This window comes from Limnospira sp. PMC 1279.21 (genome assembly GCF_032349615.1).
Lineage (GTDB): Bacteria > Cyanobacteriota > Cyanobacteriia > Cyanobacteriales > Microcoleaceae > Limnospira > Limnospira fusiformis.
This window is the reverse complement of sequence record NZ_JARPLU010000042.1, coordinates 1-22,646: the sequence shown is the minus strand read 5'-3', so window position 1 is coordinate 22,646 and position 22,646 is coordinate 1. Positions and strand designations below refer to the sequence as shown.

At 42.7% G+C, this 22,646-nt stretch carries 20 protein-coding genes; 13 read left to right on the top strand and 7 right to left on the bottom strand.

Translation table 11 applies throughout. From position 1 onward, the window contains the following. The first annotated feature begins 328 nt into the window (after positions 1-328). The 12 genes from P5683_RS08880 (at position 329) to P5683_RS08825 (ending at position 16,358) form a co-directional block, all read left to right on the top strand. Positions 329-1,081, top strand: coding sequence for a peptidylprolyl isomerase (locus tag P5683_RS08880; protein ID WP_193520238.1), 753 nt, complete (start codon positions 329-331; stop codon positions 1,079-1,081). Next, the gene (locus P5683_RS08875) at positions 1,078-4,062 is read left to right on the top strand and encodes an ABC transporter transmembrane domain-containing protein (RefSeq protein WP_111890954.1); all 2,985 of its coding nucleotides are present in this window, start codon (positions 1,078-1,080) and stop codon (positions 4,060-4,062) included. Before P5683_RS08880 ends, P5683_RS08875 begins: the two co-directional genes overlap by 4 nt. An 80-nt stretch (positions 4,063-4,142) precedes the next feature. Then, complete coding sequence (locus P5683_RS08870) at positions 4,143-6,020, top strand: chromosome partitioning protein ParA (protein ID WP_315639695.1); 1,878 nt, start codon at positions 4,143-4,145, stop codon at positions 6,018-6,020. 16 nt (positions 6,021-6,036) lie between these two features. Then, positions 6,037-7,800 carry a hypothetical protein gene (locus P5683_RS08865; protein WP_315639694.1) on the top strand — a complete coding sequence of 588 codons (1,764 nt, stop codon included), beginning with the start codon at positions 6,037-6,039 and terminating at the stop codon, positions 7,798-7,800. Positions 7,801-7,860: 60 nt separating this feature from the next. Further along, entirely contained in the window at positions 7,861-8,409 is a 549-nt protein-coding gene (gene rfbC / locus P5683_RS08860) for a dTDP-4-dehydrorhamnose 3,5-epimerase (protein WP_006669751.1), read from the top strand. Then, on the top strand, positions 8,409-9,287 hold the full coding sequence (gene rfbD, locus P5683_RS08855) for a dTDP-4-dehydrorhamnose reductase (protein WP_315639693.1): 879 nt from the start codon (positions 8,409-8,411) through the stop codon (positions 9,285-9,287). The genes rfbC and rfbD overlap by 1 nt, the downstream gene beginning before the upstream one ends. A 69-nt stretch (positions 9,288-9,356) precedes the next feature. Beyond that, complete coding sequence (locus P5683_RS08850; protein WP_006620367.1) at positions 9,357-10,430, top strand: glucose-1-phosphate thymidylyltransferase; 1,074 nt, start codon at positions 9,357-9,359, stop codon at positions 10,428-10,430. Between the two features lie 229 nt (positions 10,431-10,659). Then, a complete protein-coding gene (locus tag P5683_RS08845) occupies positions 10,660-11,508 on the top strand; it encodes a glycosyltransferase family 2 protein (protein ID WP_006620366.1) in 849 nt (282 codons plus the stop codon). A 31-nt stretch (positions 11,509-11,539) separates the two neighbouring features. After that, the gene (locus P5683_RS08840) at positions 11,540-12,238 is read left to right on the top strand and encodes a Uma2 family endonuclease (RefSeq protein WP_006620365.1); all 699 of its coding nucleotides are present in this window, start codon (positions 11,540-11,542) and stop codon (positions 12,236-12,238) included. Between the two features lie 466 nt (positions 12,239-12,704). Continuing rightward, entirely contained in the window at positions 12,705-13,772 is a 1,068-nt protein-coding gene (locus P5683_RS08835) for a glycosyltransferase family 1 protein (RefSeq protein WP_006620364.1), read from the top strand. 85 nt (positions 13,773-13,857) lie between these two features. Continuing rightward, a complete protein-coding gene (locus P5683_RS08830; protein WP_006620363.1) occupies positions 13,858-15,006 on the top strand; it encodes an iron-containing alcohol dehydrogenase family protein in 1,149 nt (382 codons plus the stop codon). A gap of 140 nt (positions 15,007-15,146) precedes the next feature. Beyond that, a complete protein-coding gene (locus tag P5683_RS08825; RefSeq protein WP_006620362.1) occupies positions 15,147-16,358 on the top strand; it encodes an aspartate aminotransferase in 1,212 nt (403 codons plus the stop codon). A gap of 81 nt (positions 16,359-16,439) precedes the next feature. On the opposite strand, the gene psbM is transcribed toward P5683_RS08825, so the two are convergent. The 5 genes from psbM to P5683_RS08800 form a co-directional block, all read right to left on the bottom strand. Further along, positions 16,440-16,553: a photosystem II reaction center protein PsbM gene (psbM, locus tag P5683_RS08820; protein WP_006620360.1), complete on the bottom strand. Its 114-nt coding sequence runs from the start codon at positions 16,551-16,553 to the stop codon at positions 16,440-16,442. 79 nt (positions 16,554-16,632) lie between these two features. Further along, positions 16,633-17,538 (bottom strand): 30S ribosomal protein S6--L-glutamate ligase, encoded by a 906-nt coding sequence (gene rimK / locus P5683_RS08815; RefSeq protein ID WP_006620359.1) that lies wholly within the window; start codon positions 17,536-17,538, stop codon positions 16,633-16,635. Between the two features lie 136 nt (positions 17,539-17,674). Then, a complete protein-coding gene (locus tag P5683_RS08810) occupies positions 17,675-18,163 on the bottom strand; it encodes a cyclopropane-fatty-acyl-phospholipid synthase family protein (RefSeq protein ID WP_006620357.1) in 489 nt (162 codons plus the stop codon). A gap of 14 nt (positions 18,164-18,177) precedes the next feature. Beyond that, positions 18,178-20,169: a mechanosensitive ion channel family protein gene (locus tag P5683_RS08805; RefSeq protein ID WP_006669748.1), complete on the bottom strand. Its 1,992-nt coding sequence runs from the start codon at positions 20,167-20,169 to the stop codon at positions 18,178-18,180. Positions 20,170-20,337: 168 nt separating this feature from the next. After that, positions 20,338-20,826 (bottom strand): DUF2752 domain-containing protein, encoded by a 489-nt coding sequence (locus tag P5683_RS08800; protein WP_006620354.1) that lies wholly within the window; start codon positions 20,824-20,826, stop codon positions 20,338-20,340. A 107-nt stretch (positions 20,827-20,933) separates the two neighbouring features. Between P5683_RS08800 and P5683_RS08795 the strand changes: the two genes are divergently transcribed. Then, entirely contained in the window at positions 20,934-21,062 is a 129-nt protein-coding gene (locus tag P5683_RS08795) for a hypothetical protein (RefSeq protein WP_006620352.1), read from the top strand. Here P5683_RS08795 and P5683_RS08790 read toward each other — a convergent pair. Together P5683_RS08790 and P5683_RS08785 are read right to left on the bottom strand one after the other, a co-directional pair. Continuing rightward, complete coding sequence (locus P5683_RS08790; protein ID WP_396442560.1) at positions 21,059-21,289, bottom strand: hypothetical protein; 231 nt, start codon at positions 21,287-21,289, stop codon at positions 21,059-21,061. The two genes, P5683_RS08795 and P5683_RS08790, sit on opposite strands and share 4 nt — an antisense overlap. Positions 21,290-21,340: 51 nt before the next feature. Then, entirely contained in the window at positions 21,341-21,511 is a 171-nt protein-coding gene (locus P5683_RS08785; protein ID WP_006669745.1) for a hypothetical protein, read from the bottom strand. Positions 21,512-22,646: the final 1,135 nt, after the last annotated feature.

The following is a 22,646-nucleotide window of genomic DNA, read 5'->3' as shown; positions in this document are numbered from 1 at the left end:
TGTCAATAGCAAAAATAAAAAAATGTTGAAATGTTGTGGAGTCAATTAATGTTCCTGACGCGATCGCTACAGATTGGGAATGGTATATAAGGGAGAGTGTGAATATAGTCTGATGATGCAACATATAGAATATATTAGGCAATAATTTAGGGAAGCCAGTGGTATGGCAGGCGGAACCGAAACTTGTTTTGCTTCGTCAGGACAGGAGCGGCAAAAGGTCTGTTATCATCGGTGCATAATATGAAAAACTTGCGTAAACACAATCATTGCCCTAGGGTAGTGAAGCGATAAAGGCTCAGGGGGAAGCCCCAGTCAGTGGGAGAGAGCAATGACCGGAGTGTACAAAGTCGGAGAGACTATTATTAAGGCAGAGGAGATCCCCTCGCGACTAAAGCACTATCAGATGATGGTGCAATTTGTGCGGGAGGTAATTTTAGACGAAGCGATCGCCGACATTACCTGTACAGAAGAGGAAGCAGCGGCGGCGCTGGAAAAATTTGCAGCCCAACACCAACTGACCTCTCCAGAAGCTCAAAAAGCCTGGTTAAACTTAAATAAACTAACCTTAGAGGAAGCTCAGGCGATCGCCGAGCGTCCGATTAAAATAGAAAAATTCAAGCGGGAACGGTGGACTAACAAAGTAGAAAGCCACTTTATCACCCGGAAAAGTAGCTTAGATCATGTAGTGTATTCTTTAATCAGGACCAAAAATCCCGGACTAGCCCACGAATTGTATTTTCGTATATCCGAAGGAGAGCAAGAATTTTCCGAAGCGGCACGGGAATACTCAGATGGGCCAGAATCCCGAACTGGGGGAATCATGGGGCCAGTGTCCTTAGCTCAACCCCACCCGGCAATTAGTAAACTGTTAGCAGTAAGTCAACCGGGACAACTGTGGCCCCCGCGTCCCTTATCAGAATGGATGGTAATTATTAGACTAGAAAAATTTATCCCAGCCCAACTCGATGAGTCCATGCGCCGTCATTTAATTGACGAACTATTTGAGACTTGGCTCCGAGAGGAAATAGCCAAAGTTGGCTGTCTTGAACCCCTGCATACTGAGGTGTCTTCCGTATCATGACCACATCTGCCGTTTCCAACCTACAGATCCAGGAATTTCTGCTGGAAATTAGCCCCTTCGATCGCATTAGCGAAAAGGGGCTACGAGACATATTACCGCAATGTCAGTTATTAAGCTACCGGACAGGACAACCAATTTTTGAGCGAGACAAACTCCCCACCCAGGTAGCAGTAATTTACCAGGGACAAGCTCGACTGTTAGCATACGACTCCAGAAGCCAACGCCATACCAGCTTACAACTACTAGGAGCCAAAGAAATCCTGGGATGGGCTGGTTTGCTAAGGGGAGTACCCTGCGAAACAGTGATCGCTTCGACAGAGATGATTTGTATAAGCATCCCGGCGGCGGTCTTTATGAAACTAATGGAGAAAGAACCCCAGTTTGCGGAGGCATTTCGGGACCATGCAGCCATATCAGAAGTATTTGAATTACTGAGCCAAAACCTGCAACAGGTGGCGAACTCCGGCGGTAACATCAAAGAAATGACCAAAGAATATTGGCCAGATGCGATCGTCGTCAACCTGCTAAACGGTCAAACCAAAGGCTCAGATCTAAAATTCAGACTAGATGCCAATCGTCTCTGGTTAGTCAGTAGCGGAGTGGTGGGAGATTATTCTATCGGAAATGGCATCAATTTAGAAACCTTGGGTAAAAGCCTGAAAGTCGAAGGACCGAGGGGAGCGCGACTGGTAGGTTTGCGAACAGCACCGACGCGGACGGAAGTAGTATCAGAAGAAGACACATCAGAGGACGGGTTAAAAGCATTATTACCGAATGTTATCCCCGCGCCAGAAACCCCGCCAGAGCCAGAACTAGACTCGTCCCAACAAATTCAAAGATTCCCCCTAGTGCGGGGACGGGGTACTGTTGACGCTCCCTTAGCTTGCTTCAATATGTTGAGTAAGCATTTTCGGGTAAATTTCCGCAAAGAACTAATTAGGCGCATCATTGAAGGTCAGCTAGAAACGGCGGGTTCTCTAACCCTGCAAGCCTGTGGTGCGATCGCTCAAATGATGGGAATTACCGCCCAGTTAGTGCAAGTCCCCTCCAAAGCCTTATGCCGACTCAAGGCTCCCGCGATGATCCCGTGGCGCAATAGCTTTGCGATCATTTATAGCATCAGTGAAAAAGAACTGGTCATGGCATCCCCAGAAGAAGGGATAGTAAGGATGCGCCCTGGCCAGTTTGTGGAAGTTTACGGAGAAGCCTGTCAAGTTCTCCTACTCCAAGAAACCAAAGGCGACCAGCAGGAACAGTTCAGCTTCTGGTGGTTTGTTCCAGCCATTATGGAACACCGGGGAGTATTTGTAGAAGTCCTGCTCTCCTCCTTCTTTGTGCAACTCTTCGGCTTGGTTAACCCCCTGCTGACCATGATCATCATCGATAAGGTGATGGGACAGCGCAACATTGACGCTCTCAATATTTTGGCATTTTTGATGTTGGGGGTAGCTCTATTTGAAGCCTTGCTGTCTGCGCTGCGAACATATCTGTTTGTTGACACCACCAACCGACTCGATGTTAAACTCAGTTCCGAAGTAATTGACCACCTATTACGCCTACCTCTCAACTATTTCGATAACCGCAAGGTCGGAGACTTGATGGCACGGGTGGGGGAACTCAGTAATATCCGTAACTTCCTCACAGGTACAGCCTTAACGGTAGTGTTGGACGCGGTGTTCTCCGTGGTTTATGTGGCGGTCATGTTCTATCTGAATGTGACTATGGCTCTAGTGGCTTTAGCACCCCTACCCCTGTTTGCTCTGATTATTATCATCAACTCCCCCATTATCCAAAGACTACTCAGGAGAAAAGCTGAGTTGTACGGTCACTCCCAAGCCTATCTGGTGGAGGTGCTTAACGGTATGCAAACCGTGAAGGCTCAAAATATTGAGTTGACCTCCCGCTGGGAATGGCAGGGACGCTATGCCCGTTATATGAGCTCTAGTTTCAAAACTATTCTCACCCAGACCGCTGCTAACTCCATTAGTGGGTTTTTGAATAAACTTTCAGCCTTGGCTCTGTTGTGGGTAGGGGCCTATTTGGTGATTAATAATGAACTGAGTCTCGGGGGATTGATTGCCTTCCGAATTATTGCTGGAAACGTGACCGGATCTCTGTTGCGCTTTGTCAGTGTGTGGCAAAGTTTCCAAGAGGTGGGAATGTCTGTAGAACGTCTGCGAGATGTCTTAGATACGGCTCCTGAAGCTGACGAAGCCGATCGCAATAATATCCCCATGCCGGAAATTGATGGCTCTGTTATCTTTGAAGAGGTATCTTTCCGTTTTGGACCCAGTGGCCCTTTGCAATTGGCAAATATTAATTTAGAATTCCCGGCCGGCTCCTTTGTGGCAATTGTGGGGTTGAGTGGTTCCGGTAAAAGTACGTTGATGAAAATCCTCGAACGTCTCTATCCACCTATGTCGGGCCGGATTAAAATTGATAATTACGATATCAATAAGGTGGAACTATATTCCCTCCGTCGTCAAATTGGGGTGGTGCTTCAGGATACTTTGCTATTTAGTGGGACAGTACAGGAAAATATCGCCCTCACTAACCCAGAAGCTAGTACCGATGAAATTATCCGAGCAGCTAAGGTGGCTGATGCCCATGAGTTTATTATGGGTTTACCTAATGGGTACAATACGGTGGTGGGTGAGCGTGGTTCGGGTCTCTCTGGTGGACAGCGACAACGGATTGCGATCGCCCGCACGGTTCTACAAAAGCCAAGGCTATTGATTCTTGATGAGGCAACTAGCGCCCTCGATTATCAGTCAGAACGCTTAGTTAGTCAAAATCTCAGTCAAGAATTTCATGATCGCACCGTGTTCTTTATTACCCACCGCCTCAGCGCTATCAAAAATGCGGATGCTATCATTATGATGGATCAAGGCTCCATTGTAGAACAAGGAACCCATGATGAGTTAATGGCTATCAAAGGACGTTACTATTGCCTGTATCAACAACAAGAGGCACAACAGTAAGGCGGTCAACGTCATTGGTGGTAGAGGAGTCGAGTTTTTAAGCATTTTCTATTGGTATTGAACAACAGATAACAGGACTTATGAAATCAGCATCTATTTCTGAACAACCGGTCATCCTAGAAAAACCTGGCCTCCTCTCCCACTTGTTTCTGTGGATGATTATGCTAGTAAGCACCACATCGGTCATTTGGGCTTATTTTGCTAATATTGAGCAAACGGTTCCAGCTATGGGACAATTGGCCCTGACATCGGGAGCTAGGGAAATTCAAGCCCCAACTACTGGCGCGGTGGTCCGCTTGCACGTGGAAAATGGCGATCGGGTCGAAAGAAATCAGCCTATACTTACTTTTAGCCCCACTAATCCTAGCGCTGATCTGCGCGCGGTTGAAAGTTTGCGAGCCGCCCTAGAAAAGGAAAACGAGTTCTATGAGAGCATTGTTAATAATCAAATTACTACTAACTTACCCCCAGAGTTAGCAGATTTGGTCAGAGACCGAGAAGCTCGCATTCAAGAAAATCAAACTCTACAATCCTTGGTGGACGAACTTTACCATGGCCGAGGAACTGCTGTCAGTTTTAGCCCGAATATGGCGGGTTTGGTCGCTAACTATCGCGCTGAATACCAATCCAGAGTCGCGGCGGGTGAACTGAGAATTCAAGAACTGGAAAAACAATCGATTCAAAATCAAGATACCCTGGCGGCTGCCCGTCAACAACTGCGCTATATTGAAAATCAATTGACCTATTCAGAACAGCAGTTAAACTTGGCTGGCAATCAGTTATCTAAGTCTGAGGAACTCCTGAGTGTTAATGAGTCGATTTTAGCTCAAATTTCTCCGTTGGTTGAGCAAGGGGCTATGTCTGACCTGCAACGCAAACAGCAAGAACAGGATATCCTCAGAAACCAAAATGAGGTGCTGCGACAACAAGACCAAATTCAACAACGACAAGGTGAAATTAATCAGCGCCGCCGGGATATTGAACAACAAAGAGCCGAAATTGAACGGCTACAGAATGAGGAACAGCGTATCCAGACATCTATTGCTCGCACTCAGCAGGAGTTGCAAAATACTAAGGATTCCTGGGCTAGAGATATCTACAGTCGTATTCAAGAAAATCATAAACAAATTGCCAGCGCCGATTCTCAACTCAGCCGTTTGCGATTGGACAATGAAAAAAGAATCTCTGACATTAAGTCTCAAATTGAAAAGTTGCAGGAACAGAGAAATACTCAGGTTTTGAGAGCACCTGCTTCGGGGATTATCTTTGAATTGGAGCCTTCGACTAAATCTAATGCTGCTTTGGATATGAATGAGGATGAGATTTGCTCCTATGTCATCAATTCCATTCTCCGACCTGGCGATCCTATGCCTTCCCGTTGTGATGAAGCCTATTTTGAGGCTCAACAAACTCAACCTCTGGTCACGATTTTAGATGATGATGAAGGCTTAAAAGCAGAGGTTCATATCAATAACAGTGATATGGCACTGGTGTTAAATGCTCTGCGGACGAAACGGGAGTTGTTGACTCCTTTTGATGGTAAGGAAGTGGCAGGAGAGGTGATTGAGTGTCAGGTGGAAAAAGACTGCATCTGTCCTACTTCGGCGGCGGCACGAGAGGAAATTGGCATTGCTGATGAGCAGTGTATTGGGGTGGAAGTTAATATTGATGCCTTCCCTTCTAATGAGTTTGGCACGGTTCCGGGTGAGTTGATATGGATTAGCCAAAATGCTATTCCCCCTGAAGAAAGTCGCCCATTCTTTTCCTTTAGGGCAAATATTAAGTTGGAAAGACAATATTTTATGCTCAATGAAGATGTACCAGGACAGGAAATTCAGATTAAATTGCAGTCTGGTATGGCAGTCAATACTAAGGTTAATATCGGGAAGCGCACGGTTCTGCAAATGCTGTTTAGCCGACTCACAGGTAAGTTTGAAAGTATCACTAACTTGAGATAAGCCTAATTGACTTTAAATGTTTGATACCCCTCGGCGATCGCTACTTGAATTTCATCCTGGATTGTGGATTTGTTATCTCCTTCCTGTACTATGTGCGATCGCTTTTGTGGGGTACTTTGCTGTAGATGTGCCTTCCTTTGACCAGTGGGTTTTACCCGGTTTATTTGAAAAGACCGCTACCGGGAATTTAACCTTTGCTGATTTATTTGCTCTCCACAACACCCATAGAATTCTCTTTCCTCGACTGATTTTTATCGGTCTGGGTTTCCTCTCCCAATGGAATATTAAAGCCGAATTATATTTTAGTCTGGGTCTGGCAATTATCTCGTTTTTGGGGTTATATAAATTGTCAGTTTTGGCAAATGGGGTAACTCATATTTACCTCTTTCATCTGGCTAATTTGCTCACCTGTATCCTGTTTTTTTCACTCAATCAAGAATGGCTTTGGGGGTTTCAAATCCCCATTTTTTTGATTAATTTTTGCCTGATTTTCGCGGTGTTAATCTTCATGCCAAGTCCCTTAAATCATCGCTATAAGTTCTTGATAGCTGCTGGTTTATGTGCGATCGCTAGTTTTTCCTCCGCCCAAGGTTTGGTGTCCTGGTTGGCGGTTATCCCTTCCCTAATTTCTCTACCAGGAAATGCTACACAGCAAAGAAAGCGATCGCTTATTTGGTTACTCCTCTTTTTGCTATCCTGTGGATTATATGCCATTGGTTATCAACGTGAACCATTATCTATTACCCTCTCCGGTTGGGTGCGAGTTTATACCTTTATTCATTTCTGGTTAAATGTTCTGGCTGCACCCATAGTTCAATCTCCCCAAATCTCCTGGTTATTGGGGTTGGTAATTCTGATATTTTTCCTGTATTTACTATACTATCATAGCCGAAAATACTGGAAATTTCAAACATTTTTAGATGCTAGTCCCTGGATTTCTTTGGGAATATTTGCCCTATTAACATCTCTATTAATGACCTGGGGAAGGGTCGATTTGGGCGCGAACTATCCCCTAACAGCCGTTCGCTATACTAGCCATAGCACATTATTACTAATTGCCATAGTTTATCTCAGCATTCAGTGGATTTCTGAGAAATATCCTAGTTTTAACTTGCCTATTCCTACTTTAATTTATAGCTTTATTTGTGGAATTTTAGCCTGTTTGGTTTGGGTGAGTTCAGGAAATGCGATCGCCAGAGTTCAGACCAATTTATTTTATAGCCAAACCGCGCAAACTTGTCTATATTTATTTCCCTATTTGGACTCACAATCAACCTTTTTTCAAAACTCACCTCAACGTTGTTTGCTCCCCCTCAGTAGATCGACTTGGTGGATTCAAGAAGGTGTCGAATATCTCCAAAATATCGGCTTTAGAAATTTCGCTGACCAACTTCAATTCACCGATAATCCTGAGTTAAACTATGGTTATATTGACTTTCCCATAAATACTAATTCCCCCCAAGTCATTCAATCATCAGAATCCTTAACTCTCAGAGGTTGGGCAATTTTACCAGACCGAGACCAACAACCACAATTAGTATTTTTATCTAAAGACGACCAACAGCTATTTTTTGCTAGTGCTTATGTGAACTTATACAGTCCTGACTTAGCCGATATTCTCCAAAGCGATCGCTACCAACAATCAAGATGGACAACCACCCTCCCCCCCGAATCTCTACCACCCGGAGAAACACAAATCAAGGCTTGGGTTTATGACCCAGATAAACATCAATTTGTCCGCCTCAATGGAAAGGTAATTGTGCAAATTACTCAACTTTAATGATTTGATATCCCCCCATATAGTAAACTAGATATTGATGCCATTTTGCGGAACTGTCAAATGAACGTTATTCCCACGAAAATTCCTGATGTTTTCCTGGTAGAACCCAAAGTTTTTGGAGACGATCGCGGTTTTTTCTTTGAAAGTTTTAACCAGAAAGTATTTACCGAAAAAACAGGTGTAACCACAGACTTTGTACAAGACAATCATTCTCGGTCTAGTCAAGGAGTGTTGCGGGGTCTCCATTATCAAATTCAACAAACCCAAGGTAAACTACTTAGGGTAGTCCTAGGAGAAGTTTTTGATGTAGCAGTAGATATTCGGAAAAGTTCCCCAACTTTTGGTCAGTGGGTAGGCTATTATCTGAGTGCTGAAAATAAGCAACAATTGTGGATTCCTCCCGGATTTGCTCATGGTTTTTTAGTAACTTCTCCTGTAGCTGAGGTTCTCTATAAAACCACTGATTATTATGCACCACAGTATGAGCGATCGCTTCTCTGGAATGACCCAGATATCGCCATTGAATGGCCCCTAGAATCCCTAGAACCTAAGTTATCTGAAAAAGATAAAAATGGCAACACTTTGACCAATGCAGAGCTTTTTGAATAATGCGTATTTTACTAACCGGAAAAAACGGACAATTAGGCTCAGAATTACAACCTTTACTCACTCCCCTGGGTGAGGTTTTCGCCGTCGGACGAGATACCCTAGATTTAGCTAAACCTGATGCTATCTCATCATTAATGGCAGAGATTAAACCTCATATAGTCGTTAATGCTGCCGCCTATACAGCCGTTGATAAAGCCGAAACAGAAACCGATTTAGCCACCGCTATTAATGGCATAGCACCCGGTATTTTAGCCGCCGAAAGCCAGCGGATTAATGCTAAATTAATTCACGTCTCCACCGATTATGTCTTTGATGGAACCCAAAGTCATCCCTATGTCGAAACCGACCCCACTAACCCATTAGGACAGTATGGTGCATCAAAATTAGCCGGAGAACAAGCCATTTTAGCCACTGATGCGAATTATGCCATTATTCGCACCGCCTGGGTTTATGGCGCAGGAGGAACCGGAAACTTTGTCAAAACTATGCTGCGTTTAGGTGGGGAACGAGAAGAGTTGAAAGTCGTCATGGATCAGGTGGGGACTCCCACTTGGACAGGAGATTTAGCTACCGCAATTGTCCGGTTAATTCCCCAATTAAATTCAGAAACATCTGGTATCTATCATTATACTAATAGTGGTGTTACCAGTTGGTATGATTTTGCGATCGCTATTTTTGAGGAAGCTAAATTATTGGGTTTACCTCTGAAAATTCAACAGGTTATTCCCATTACAACCGCTGAATATCCTACTCCCGCGCGTCGTCCGGCTTATTCGGTTTTGAATGGTAAAAAGTTAGCCACCCTCCTGGGAAATCATCCTCCTCAGTGGCGGTCTGGACTCCGAACTATGCTCAAAACCCTAGTTAACCAAGGCTAAAACATCACTAAAACAGGCTTCTAGCCTGTTAAAAACTTTTCTAAAACAGTCCTAATTAGGTGAATTTTCATGAAAGCATTAATTCTTTCTGGTGGTAAAGGAACTCGACTAAGACCCCTCACTTATACTGGTGCAAAACAACTCGTTCCCGTCGCTAATAAACCTATTTTATGGTACGGAATTGAAGGAATTGTCGCGGCGGGAATTACCGATATTGGCATTATTATTAGTCCTGAAACTGGCGAAGAAGTTAAAAGTTTGACAGGTAAAGGCGATCGATTTGGCGCAAAAATTACTTATATTTTGCAAGATACCCCTGCTGGTCTCGCTCATGCCGTAAAAATTGCCCAGCCTTTTTTGGGTAATTCTCCCTTTATTATGTACTTGGGAGATAACCTGATTCAAAATCCCCTATCTCCCTTTTTGGAACAGTTTACACAAAAGCAGCTTGATAGTTTGATTTTGCTGCGACCTGTCGAAAATCCTACCTCTTTCGGTGTCGCCGTTGTCGGTGATAATGGTCGGGTATTACAGTTAATAGAAAAACCTAAAAATCCTCCCTCTAATTTAGCCTTAGTCGGGGTTTATTTCTTTGATAATACTATTCATGAGGCTATAGCAAATATTCAGCCTTCCGCTAGGGGAGAGTTGGAAATTACTGATGCGATTCAACAACTAATCAACACTGATAAGCAAGTCGATGCTTGCACCCTCGATGGTTGGTGGTTAGATACGGGTAAAAAAGATGATTTACTCAGTGCTAATCAGATTATTTTGGATGAACGTTCTACCTATAATGTTGAAGGAGATGTTGACCCCCAAAGTCAGATTATTGGACGGGTTAAAATTGGTCGGGGAACTAAGTTGATTAACTGTACTGTTAGGGGTCCCGTCATAATTGGCGAAAATTGTCACCTGGAAAATAGTTTTATTGGTCCTTATACCAGTATTGCTGATGCTGTAAATTTGATTGATGCTGAAATTGAGCATAGCGTGATTTTATCCGAGGCGAAAATTGTTAATATTAATCACCGCATTGTTGATACTCTAATTGGTCGCCGCGCTCAATTGACTACCGCACCACAAAGACCCAAGGCTTTACGATTTATGTTGGGAGATGATTCTCAGGTGGAATTGACTTGATGGGATTTTCTTAATCTGTTCATCTCTTACCTTTTCTGCGTAGGAGCAATTTCCCCATTGTTCCTACCATCTTTTTTTCATCCCTACTATTGACAAATTATCCGACTTGACTTACTATATAAGAATGGGAATATGTGCAGAAATATATATGCTGTTTTCAGCCTAATTATGGCTACCCTGGGGTTATTTCTATAAACCCAAATTATGATTATATCTAAAACCAGCTTTTGTGATTTATTGGATAGTTGTTAATTATCACTCTACTGATTTGATTGAGACACTCATTCAATCTATCGCTAATAGTTCAAGTCTTGACCATCAGATTATTATTGTCAACAACTCCCCCCAAGATAAAAGCATCTGGAAACTACACACCAAACAAGTCATTATTTTAGATGCTTCCCACAATTTAGGATTTGGTCGCGCCTGTAATTTGGGGTTACAGTGGGTTTATCAGCGAGACAACAATGCTTGGGTGTGGCTAGTTAATCCTGATGTTGTCATTCCAGAAGATACCCCTAACCAAATTTTAGCGGTCTTGAGGAAAAATCCCCAATTCTCAATTTTGGGAACATTAGTTTATCAACCTGATGGACGGGTTTGGTTTGGGGGAGGAGAATTTATACAGGAAACTGGCTTGATTGTCCAGCAACAGCATCTCCCCGCATCGGTCTCTGATTGTATCCCCACTACCTGGGTTACCGCTTGTAGCTTGTTAATGAATCTCAAAAAATTCGGAAACTGTCCTCAGTTTGATGAAGATTATTTTTTATATTACGAAGATTTTGACCTGTGTTTGCGTTATAGTAAACTCGGACATCAAATTGGGATGACTCCCCACATTGGGGTAATTCACCATCCCTCATCGATTACTGGGAGAAATCCTCATCTGAAACTCAAACATAGTATCTATAGCTATCTGCTGAGTTTAGAAAAACACGCTAAAAGTTCGGCTTGCTGGTATCGAATACTACGGATTACTGTGGTTTCCCTAATCACTTTTCCCCGTTATTATCAGGCTAGTTTAGCTAAATTAATGGGAGTTGTAGACTATGTAAAATATAGGTTTTTGAGATAAAATAATTTGCAGTAAATAGTGGTTAGTTATTATGGATATAAAAAAGTGTAAACAGCCCGGAGATAATCACAGCTATCATCAGCTACAGTCGGAATTATTTGGCTTCACTTTTGCACCTCCTCAATATTCGAGAGATCGGATTTTGATGGCTAATAATATGAGTCTCTATTATGACCCATTAAACCCCACCTGGTGCGAATATCCCGATTGGTTTGCGGTAGTTGGTTTATCTGAGTCTCTAGTTGATTTACCTCGGAAACAAGGCTATTATACCTGGCAGGAAGGACGACGACCAGCAATGGTTATGGAGTTTCTCCCTAGCCAAGATGAATCAGCCAAACAACCATCATCACCTCAACAACCTACAGCTTGGGAGGTTTATGAGCAAATTCTGGGGATTCCTTTCTATGTGATTTTTGACTATACTACCAATAGTTTACAGTTGTTTAAGCTGTTAGGCGATCGCTATCAGAAACAGGAGTTAAACAACAATCAGTTTTGGTTTCCTGGATTAGATTTGGGTCTCGGCTTGTGGTCTGGAGAATACCAAGGCTTAAAGCGCTTTTGGCTGCGTTGGTATGATAGCCGTGGTCATTGGATTCCTCTCCCAGAAGAGTTACCGTCAGACACATCAGCATCGGTTTCTGTAGAGGATAGCCAACCCTCTCAGACACCATCTAAACTCGGTCAGCATTTACAACAATTGGGAATCGTTACCCACAAGATTTAACTTAACTCCAGAGGCTAAAAATGGCTTAGGTCTCACTTATAGCCTAAAATTCTCAAAAAAACAGCCACGATACCATGTGTATGATATTTTTTCACAAAAACTGGTTTTTGTCAAGCATACAGCCACAAATGGCTAGGTTGTTGATAGAAATTATGACAATTTAATGGACTTCATCGAATCCATATAAAATATTCATTTAACCTCAGATATATCTGGTTATGAAGTGCGATCGCTTTTGACTAAATACCCATAATTACCTATTGACAAACTCCCTTTATTGACCTATTATAAGAGAATGGGAAATAGTGGCAGGAAAAATTTATGTCCACATCCAAAGTAAAAGTTATCGGCTCTTGATGGAATATTGACATAAATGAATATATCCTCAAGGAGTAAGTTATGGAATATGGGGATATTAAGCCAGGCGATAATTACTATTTATATAGATTTATTGAGGAGATGATAATTGAAGGGTAAGTTAGCAATTAATCTATCAGTTTTAATACCGAAAGCCACAGGTATATCAGTATATGCTTCTAATCTTATACCCTGGTTGAAACCCCTAGAGCCTTTATTGCTAACTGCTGATGATATAGGTGGTTATGAATGCCAGAAAATTCCGAATAATATGACACCTGACCATGGTACAAAGGGACATTTGAGGCGATTAATTTGGACTCAATTTAAGTTACCATTAATCTATAAAAAATCAGGCGCTACGTTGTTATTTTCACCCCTACCAGAAGCGCCTTTATATACAGGTTGTAGGTCAATAGTAATGGCTCATGATTTAATTCCGCTAAAATTTCCGAAGCGAGGGTCGCGATTAACAGCTTATTTTAAATCCTATGTTCCGGCGGTGCTAAAACAAGCGGAACATATTGTTTGCAATTCGGAAGCGACGGGGAATAGTTTAGTGGAGATGTTAGGAATTAGTGCCAGGAAAATCACTCCAATTTTATTAGGGTACGATCGCCAGAGGTTTCAATTTTTAGATTTACCGACGCAAAACTACTTTTTGTATATTGGTCGCCATGATCATTATAAAAATCTACCGAGGCTAATTACAGCATTTTCCGAATTACCGAAAGATTATGAACTGTGGTTAGCGGGGCCGAGTGACAGCACCTATACACCCCTATTAAAACAACAGGTAAAAGAATTGGGACTAAGGGAACAGGTAAAATTTTTAGACTATGTGGCAGCGGGGGAATTACCGTCAATAATTAATCAGGCGATCGCCTTAGTTTTCCCAAGTTTATGGGAAGGTTTCGGGTTTCCGGTGTTAGAAGCTATGGCCTGTGGAACCCCTGTAATCACGTCAAATTTAGCATCATTGCCGGAAGTAGCTGGAGAGGCAGCCCTACTGATAAATCCCTATGAAGTAGAAGAGATCAGCGCCGCCATGAAAACCCTAATCAGCGATCCACAAATGGCGGGACAACTTAGACAAAAAGGACTCAGTAGATGTCAAGAATTTTCCTGGCAGAAAACCGGAGAGCAAACGGTGGAAGTTTTAGCCCAATGTATGTAAAATCAAAATTAATGGGATGAGATCTTCCCAGTTATGAGTAAAATCGGCTAGAATTAGCGACTTAACGAATTTTGCGAGGGCCTGTATGGAACCTTTATCCTCTCCCCTATTGACCAAAACCACTTATATCAGCCCAACTCCGGCATTAAGTATTGCCCCAGCCCAGGTAATTCGAGGAGTTGACAGACTGGCGGAGGCGGGAGAGGCGATCGCCGCCTTTGGTAGTCGTCCGGTAATAGTGGGAGGCGATCGCACCCTAAAATTAATTCAACCCCATTTACAACCGATTATAGAAACCCATCAACTCAAGGCTAATTGGGCTAACTATACCCCCGACTGTAGCGAAAGCAGTTTAGAGAAACTCCAACAAATTGGCGCGGACCATCAAGGGGACTTGGTGATCGGAGTTGGCGGCGGAAAGGCTTTAGATCTTGCCAAACTCCTAGCTTATAGGACGAGAGTACCCATTATAACTATTCCCACCTCTGGGGCGACCTGCGCCGCCTGGACTGCCCTATCAAATATCTATACAAATGAGGGAGCATTCTTGTATGATGTAGGGTTAGCCAAGTGTCCTGATTTGCTAATCCTGGACTATAGCCTGATTCAAACAGCGCCAATGCGGACTTTAATTGCTGGTATTGGAGATGCGATCGCCAAATGGTATGAAGCGTCAGTCAGTAGCGGACATTCAGAAGAAACCCTGATTGTGGCAGCAGTGCAACAGGCGAGAGTCCTGCGGGACATTTTGTTTCAAAAATCCGTAGCAGCCCTCAATGAACCCGGAAGCCAAACCTGGCGAGAAGTGGTTGATGCCACAGTTTTACTGGCTGGGGCGATCGGTGGTTTAGGGGGGGCGCAGTGTCGGACTGTAGCGGCTCATGCCGTCCATAATGGTTTAACTCACCTATCTGCCACCCACAAGACCCTTCACGGAGAAAAAGTCGCCTATGGCATTTTAGTACAGTTGCGCCTAGAAGAAATGTTGCAAGGAAATCAACTAGCAGCTTCTGCTAGAGGGCAACTGTTGAAGTTTTATAGCGATATCCACTTACCCCAAACTTTGGCGGATTTGGGGTTAGGAAATATTACCTTAGCCGAGTTAAGGCATGGGGCAGAAATTGCCTGTGGTGAAAAGTCTGACATTCACCGACTACCCTTTAAAGTTTGCCCAGAATCATTAATGGCAGCCATGGTTTCTACTACTGTACCTGTGGGCGCAACTAAGAGTTAAAGGTTAACTATGGGCGGTTTAATCTGTCTTCAGGTCTGGGGCAATTAATCACTAATCAAAATAAATTGCACTATCAACTCACCTGTCAAACCGCCCCCTATTCCCTCGACTGACTTTTAAGTTAACAACCAGAAATCAACATGAATTTAGATTGGATTACCCCAGCAGATCGGGTTAAACAGCTTCCCCCCTATGTATTTGCGCGATTAGATGAATTAAAAGCCCATGCCCGTGAACAAGGCCTTGATTTAATTGATTTGGGTATGGGAAACCCGGACGGACCGACTCCTGAACCTGTAGTAGAAGCGGCGATCGCCGCCTTGCGAAATTCAGCCAATCATGGCTATCCACCCTTTGAAGGGACTGCTAGTTTCCGCGCGGCCATTACTCGTTGGTATCACCGTCGCTATGGAGTTAACCTAGACCCCAATAGTGAAGCCTTACCCCTATTAGGGTCTAAAGAAGGTCTCACCCATTTAGCCTTAGCCTATGTCAACCCTCAAGATGTGGTTTTATCGCCAGATCCGGCTTATCCCGCCCATTTTCGGGGTCCGTTAATTTCTGGGGGGGATGTTTACAAAATTCGCCTGAAACCAGAAAATGATTGGATTATAGACTTAGCAGATATCCCGGATCATATTGCTGATCGCGCCAAAATTCTCTATTTTAATTATCCTAATAATCCCACAGGTGCAACCGCCCCCAGGGAGTTTTTTGAGGATTTGGTGGCTTTCGCCCACAAACATCAAATTCTATTGGTTCATGACCTCTGTTATGCGGAACTAGCTTTTGATGGTTATCAACCGACTAGCTTACTAGAAATTCCGGGAGGTAAAGAGATTGGGGTAGAGTTCCATACCATGTCAAAAACCTATAATATGGCGGGTTGGCGGGTAGGTTTTGTGGTGGGAAATTCGCGAGTAATTCAGGGATTAAGAACTCTGAAAACAAACTTAGATTATGGTTTATTTTCGGCTTTACAATCGGCGGCAGAAACAGCTTTAAATTTGCCAGATTCCTACTTAGAAGAGGTACAAAATAGGTATAGCACCCGCCGGGATTTTCTAGTCCGAGAATTGGGAGAATTAGGCTGGAATATTCCTAAACCCAAAGCGGCGATGTATTTGTGGGCTCCCTGTCCCGTGGGTATGAACTCAACGGATTTTGCCCTATCAGTCCTGCAACAAACTGGGGTGGTGGTGACTCCAGGTAATGCTTTTGGGGCGGGAGGAGAAGGCTATGTTAGGATTAGTCTGATTGCTGATTGCGATCGCTTGGCGGAAGCGGTCAAACGCCTAAAAGAAGCCAATATTGGCTATCAACGCCAGATGGTGGCAACGGGAATGCTTTAACTAAAATCATGACTAAAAAAGCGCTATTGGCTAATAGCCTCGGCGCTTTTTTAATTGGGAAAAAACTGGCAAAATGTGAGTTTATCCTTCTTTGCCTTCGCGACTCTGGGTTTGGATATACAGAATCAGAAGAAACACGGCAGGAACTAGCACAAAAAGAATGCTGGCAACAAATCCTAGGTCATTAACTTCCATAATTATCCAACTTTGTTAATACACAAAAGAAACCTACCTCCCTAGGATATCATTAAATTGGCTAGTTGGATCGTAAATTTTAACCTTGGGTGCGATCGCGCGCATTACCTTGTGCGGCATACTTTTCCAGAAACTCCATAATTTTCCTAGGTACATCTACTCCTGTTGCTGTCTCAATTCCTTCTAGTCCCGGTGAGGAGTTAACTTCCATTACCACAGGTCCATGATTGGATCGTAATAAATCCACCCCCGCCACTTTCAGCCCCATAATTTTAGCAGCGCGGACAGCGGTTGATCTTTCCTCTGGGGTTAATTTGACTTTTTGGGCGCTTCCTCCCCGGTGAAGATTAGATCGAAATTCTCCTTCTGCGCCTTGGCGTTTCATGGAAGCCACCACCCTTTCACCAACTACAAAACAGCGTAAATCTGCCCCCCCAGCTTCCTTAATAAATTCCTGGACTAAAATATTGGCATCAAGTCCCCGAAAAGCCTCGATTACAGACTTAGCCGCCTGGTATGTTTCAGCTAAAACTACACCAATTCCCTGGGTTCCTTCTAACAGTTTAATCACTAAGGGGGCCCCACCAACTACGTTAATCAAACCATCAATATCTTTGGTAGAATGGGCAAATCCTGTCACCGGAAGACCTATGCCTTCTCTGGCTAATAATTGCAAGCAACGCAGCTTATCACGAGACCGAGAAATGGCTTGAGACTCATTGGGAGTAAACACACCCATCATCTCAAATTGGCGGACAACAGCAGTACCATAAAAAGTTTTAGATGCACCAATACGAGGAATAATGGCATCAAATCCTTCTAGGGGTTTTCCCCCATACATAACCATGGGTTTATGGGAGGTAATATTCATGTAGCAGCGCAGGTAATCGATTACGTGCATCTCATGACCCCGCTGTTCCCCTGATTCTTTCAGTCTCCGAGTAGAGTAAAGGGAACTATCTTGGGATAGAATCGCAATTTTCATGGTATAGTGTTAATAGCATCTTAGGTTTTTGTGGTTGCCGATCGCTGTGTGGAATAACCGCGCCCTAAATAACCAGCAACAAACTAACATTGTTCCCATTTCACCTTCTGGTTTTTACGAATCTGAATAACAGTTATTATTTTACCGGACTTGGGATACTCCAAAAATAGAATGTGCATTCCTCTTCGGGGTGGGTTAAATGCAGTACAGCGTCCGGGGTCCATTCTCCCATATCAAAGTCGCGGGAGACAATGCGGGTTCCCGGCTGTAGTTGTTGGAATAATTGGGGTTTTAAGCGTAGGTTAAGCTGAGGTAACAGATAAATAAAGATAACTGTGGCTTCCTGAAAATTACTGTTAAACAGGTTGGCTTGACGGAAGATGGCGCGATCGCTAACTCCGGCTATTTGGGCATTTTCTGTGGCTTCCTTAATGCGATCGGGGTCAATATCAATACCAACTCCCCTCGCGCCAAATTTTTCGGCGGCGGCGATCGCTACCCGTCCATCTCCACAACCTAGGTCATATAAAACATCATCAGCACCAACTTTCACCCAACGGAGAACATCCTCTAGCAAATCTTGAGGGGTAGGAACATAACCAATATCGGGTTGATTAGAGTACATAAATTAACTAATAATCAGGGCTTGAGCAAATTCAGGAAATCCTCAGAAGTTTGATTATCATGTTTATTATACCATAAGGAACGCTGAGGAACACCTAGGGCAATTTCTGCTTCATCTAAGGCTTGTTTGAGTCGTAACCGCAGGGTCCTTGCTGCCGCCCATTGTTGGCTAGGTATAGTTTTAACCAGAAACCGGATCACAATTCCCTCATGGGAAATATCGTCAACTCCCAGAATCTCAGCAGGTTCTAAAATCTTGTCTGACCATTCCGCCTCATTTTGCATCTTGTGACAGACTTTAAGAATAATTTCCATAGCCTTTTTGATGTCAGCATCCCAGGCAATTTTCAAGCCTAGGTTAACCCTTGACCAGTCTTTAGTATTATTAATAACTGTGGTGATTTGACCATGAGGAATAGTTATTAATTGACCATCTAAATTGCGGAGATTAGTACAATACAAATTCATGCTTTCTACGGCTCCGGCTAAATTGCCAATTTGGACTACATCACCGACAGCATAACGGTCTGTAATAAAAATTAAGATGCCATTTAACATATTTTCTATTAAATTTCGAGATAGAAAAGCAGTTAATAAAGCGAAGGCTCCCGCCCCGGCTAGGAAAGCCGGATTGATGCCCAGGATAACCACAGTTAAATAAATTCCCAGACCGGAGAAAATCCAACTTTTACCACCTTTTAGCGCCGGAGAATAGGTGCTAACTCTCATAGTGTAACGGTTAGAATTAGGATGGGATTCTTGTTTTTCTTTAGCCCAACTATTTAAGGTATTATCAATGAAAAAATCTAACAGCTTATCAATTAAGCTAATACTAATCCACAGGCTAGGTATCAGAATTGCTTGATAGGCAAACATAATAATTAAAGGACGAGTTTGCCGAAATACAAAACAAATTAAACTGATACCCATTAAAATAACTAATAATTTCCCTATAAACAGAAATCTCCGCAATAATTCTACTAAGTTTTTTTCTTGCTGAAGTGATACTTGACTATTTAATCTCCTGGCGATCAGTTTAGGGATTTGATTGATTTTTTCATGAATCTTTTGATTGAGATAACCTGAACTATAGCGTTGACCATTACTTTTCACATCCTCAACTTCATCGGCATCATAACTGATGTCTTCATGCTGGTTAACTACAGCATCAGAAATAGTTTCTCCTGATAAGGTCTCGGGGTTAACTTTCGCCTCATCGACCAGATATTTTAATTTTATTTTAATTCGAGTGCGCCATTGTGTTAGTAATTTGCTTAACCCCGAAATCAGCCTCAGACATAGGAAAGTAAATCCCACAATAACCAAGCTGATTGTAATTCTTGCTAAAGGATATTGAGCATCAAATTCTTTGCCCCATAATGCCTCACTAGCATATTGGGTGATTTGGTCTCGCCAAACTGATGCTAATTCTTCAACTGTTGTGCCATTAACAATGGCATCATGATTATTGACGGTTATTACTACAACTCTAGGGATGCGTAAATCAGGATCTGGTTGAGTATAAATTACCGTTTCATTATTCTTAATACCTATATTTAATTGCGGCGTAAATGGATGGAGAGGTTTATCATTATTAAACAACCGCCAAAACTGCCAATCTTCTCGATGATATGTTGGTGGTAATTCTTGATTTCTGCTAATATTGCGGAGACCTCGATTAAAGGCTTCCTGTACTAATTTTGCACGTCTTTCTAAGGTTAAGGCAGTTTCGCGGTCATCTTGTTCTAAACTCCGTCGCGCACCGAGGGTTAATCCGCCACGAAAACCTTGGCCACCTAAATAAACTTTGCTACACCAACTAGCACCACAGCTATAAGCGCGGTTGACATTCCACAAAAAGGTTTGACTTTGCTGATCAGTGGTTGATGAGGCGGGAGATAAGGAAAATTGAGCGAAAGCGGGACTGTGAAAAGCGACATTTAAGGAAAATGTCAAGACAAAAATGCTGATAAAATAAGTGATTTTTCGGAGTATTTTATTATTCATGGTTACCCCCTAGGGATTTGTCTAAACAAGCGATCGCCTCTAGGGGTAAAATCCACGACCAGGTTTTCATGATCCTCCTCAGTTAGCAACAATGCCTACACATCATAACTGAATTCTGGAAGATTGGCAAATTTTTGATGATCATAGCCTTCAGATGCTATCGGAGATTTAGCTAAGGAGCAAGCGTCCTATCGGGGAGTTTAGGAAAGATGGATACAGTTTACCAATTTGCCACAAATGTTGCAATCGCACACTGTGATAGCCGAGTAGAATCAGAAAAATCAAAATTTGTACCTGGGGATTAGTTAACCAGTGAATATAAAAAATATCTAATTTTCGATTTTTGATAATTTCCAAAATTAGATGAATAATAGCAATCACAAAACCCAAGAAAATTAGGGGACCGAATAAATGGTAGGCGATCGCCTGATTTAAGTCACCTCTGACTGTAGCCATTAACGATCTAGTTAACCCCCAGGCTGGACAAGGAACCCCCACATATCGCATTAGCGGACATCTCAAAAACTCCAGATGAATACCTAGGTTAAACCCTATACTACCGATAATAGGTATTAAGGCGATCGCTAAACTAAACATCCGTTTTTGTCGCTGTTGGCGAGAAAGCAGAACAGGCGATTTGAGTGTTTTACCTACCATTATAATTCCCCATCAATTAGCGACTTTTTAGCAAATCTACCCCAAAACAGGTTAGGTAAATGACCACGGTTGCCAATTGCTGAAATAACACAAGTTCAAAAGTTTTCATGAAAAAATTAATCTCTGACTGGGAATATACCGCCATGGAACTCCCAGATAATAAGGCAATCAAAAACCAAAATATCGTTTTTCTGTGCTTGAGTTTTAGCATCATTTTGATTCCCACATTAACTTAACCAAAAGCGAGATAGGAGTAGAAAACTAAGGTTCCTACCACAGGAACTATCCACAAAAAAATTAACCATGGAGTTTTTTCTAGTTTTTTACAAATTCTAATCCAGGCTTTAATGAACCAAATTATGGCAATAATATTGACGCAGGGAATGAACATCAAAATTGTCCATAAAATCGGGTTATCTTCATCCCCCGCCACGAAATTTATATAGGTTCCTAAAATGGGAATCCAAGCAAACCAAGCATTTTCTACTCCACATCTTTGATAAATTTTCCATGATCAAAAACCAAACACTAAATAGCCAATTAAATAGCCGAGCAATATTCCTGGGTTTGGTTCTACTTGCTCGTAGGGAATATCTAGTTGTGGAACTGTATTCTGTTGACCTAATATAACTGGGACAAGATTAATCACTACATGAGCCGGGGGGAATATACTAATGTCAATCATCAATAAGTTACTGATAAACTACTGTTATCAGCAAAGTGTAAGGGATGTTATCTGAAAATACCATGTATTTTAGATATTGTTAACAAAAATCAACATTATCAGAAAATCATAATAATATTTAGTATTTGAGACTTACAGCAATATAGTTATCTGTTGAGAGACTATATTCTCCAGGCGATCGCTATATAAATCCCCCCTTCCAGCTATAATCTAGCTAGGCTATTATTGACAACCCAGACATCTACATCTGTAGGAAATTACCCCCATTGATGAATGTCCTAGTATCCGATAGATAATGGCTAGAGTATTTCACCATAGTAATATTTGGGAAAAAATTGATGATGAACACACCTAATTTTTTGTCAATTCAATCCTGGAAACAGTCAGAATTTTGGCTGATGGCGATCGCCGTTGCCCTTTACTCTATGCTCAATCGGTTCACGACTCCCACTAGACACTTCGTTTATGACCTTGGGTTCCCTGCCTTGTTTGGAAGGTTGAATTCCAAACGTTGGGACATATAAACAGTTATAGGGATGGTCAGAGATTAACCTCTTATATCCAGCGACTAGGGGCTTAAGTCCCCACCAGGTAGTTATTTCGGGCATCTCAGCCCTATTTCATACCTGAACTTCTCGCACGCATATCCCAATCATTACAGTTGGGCATTGGCTTCTGGCTACATCTCACATCCTCTAGGAGTTAGGGGTCGAGAGTGAAGTCACCTTCCCGAACTCCCATTCAAAACCGTGCTTGATAGTTTCCCATCACACGGCTCCTGATGTGGATACCCTTTTGTCATCGGAACAGGGTTACTACCCCCTGCTTTCGTACTTCAATGTTCAGAGCTTTATGCAGCACGTAGTCTTTCAACTCGTTCTCGCCACTACACTCCTAATAATCGCAGTATCTATATCCACACCGTGACCTGTGGGCATATCCCCACCATGACAATTGGGCTTTAGCTTCTGGTCACATCCTTCACCCTCTAACCATGCGCTTACATTTTTCACTACTGCCTTGTGAATAGCATTACTCACTTGTTTATAGGCAGAGCATTAGAGGGGTTACAACGTTCCGTTTATAGCATTAGTCAAGGTGGTTAGGACGCAGCTTTGAGAACGGAATCCATGGC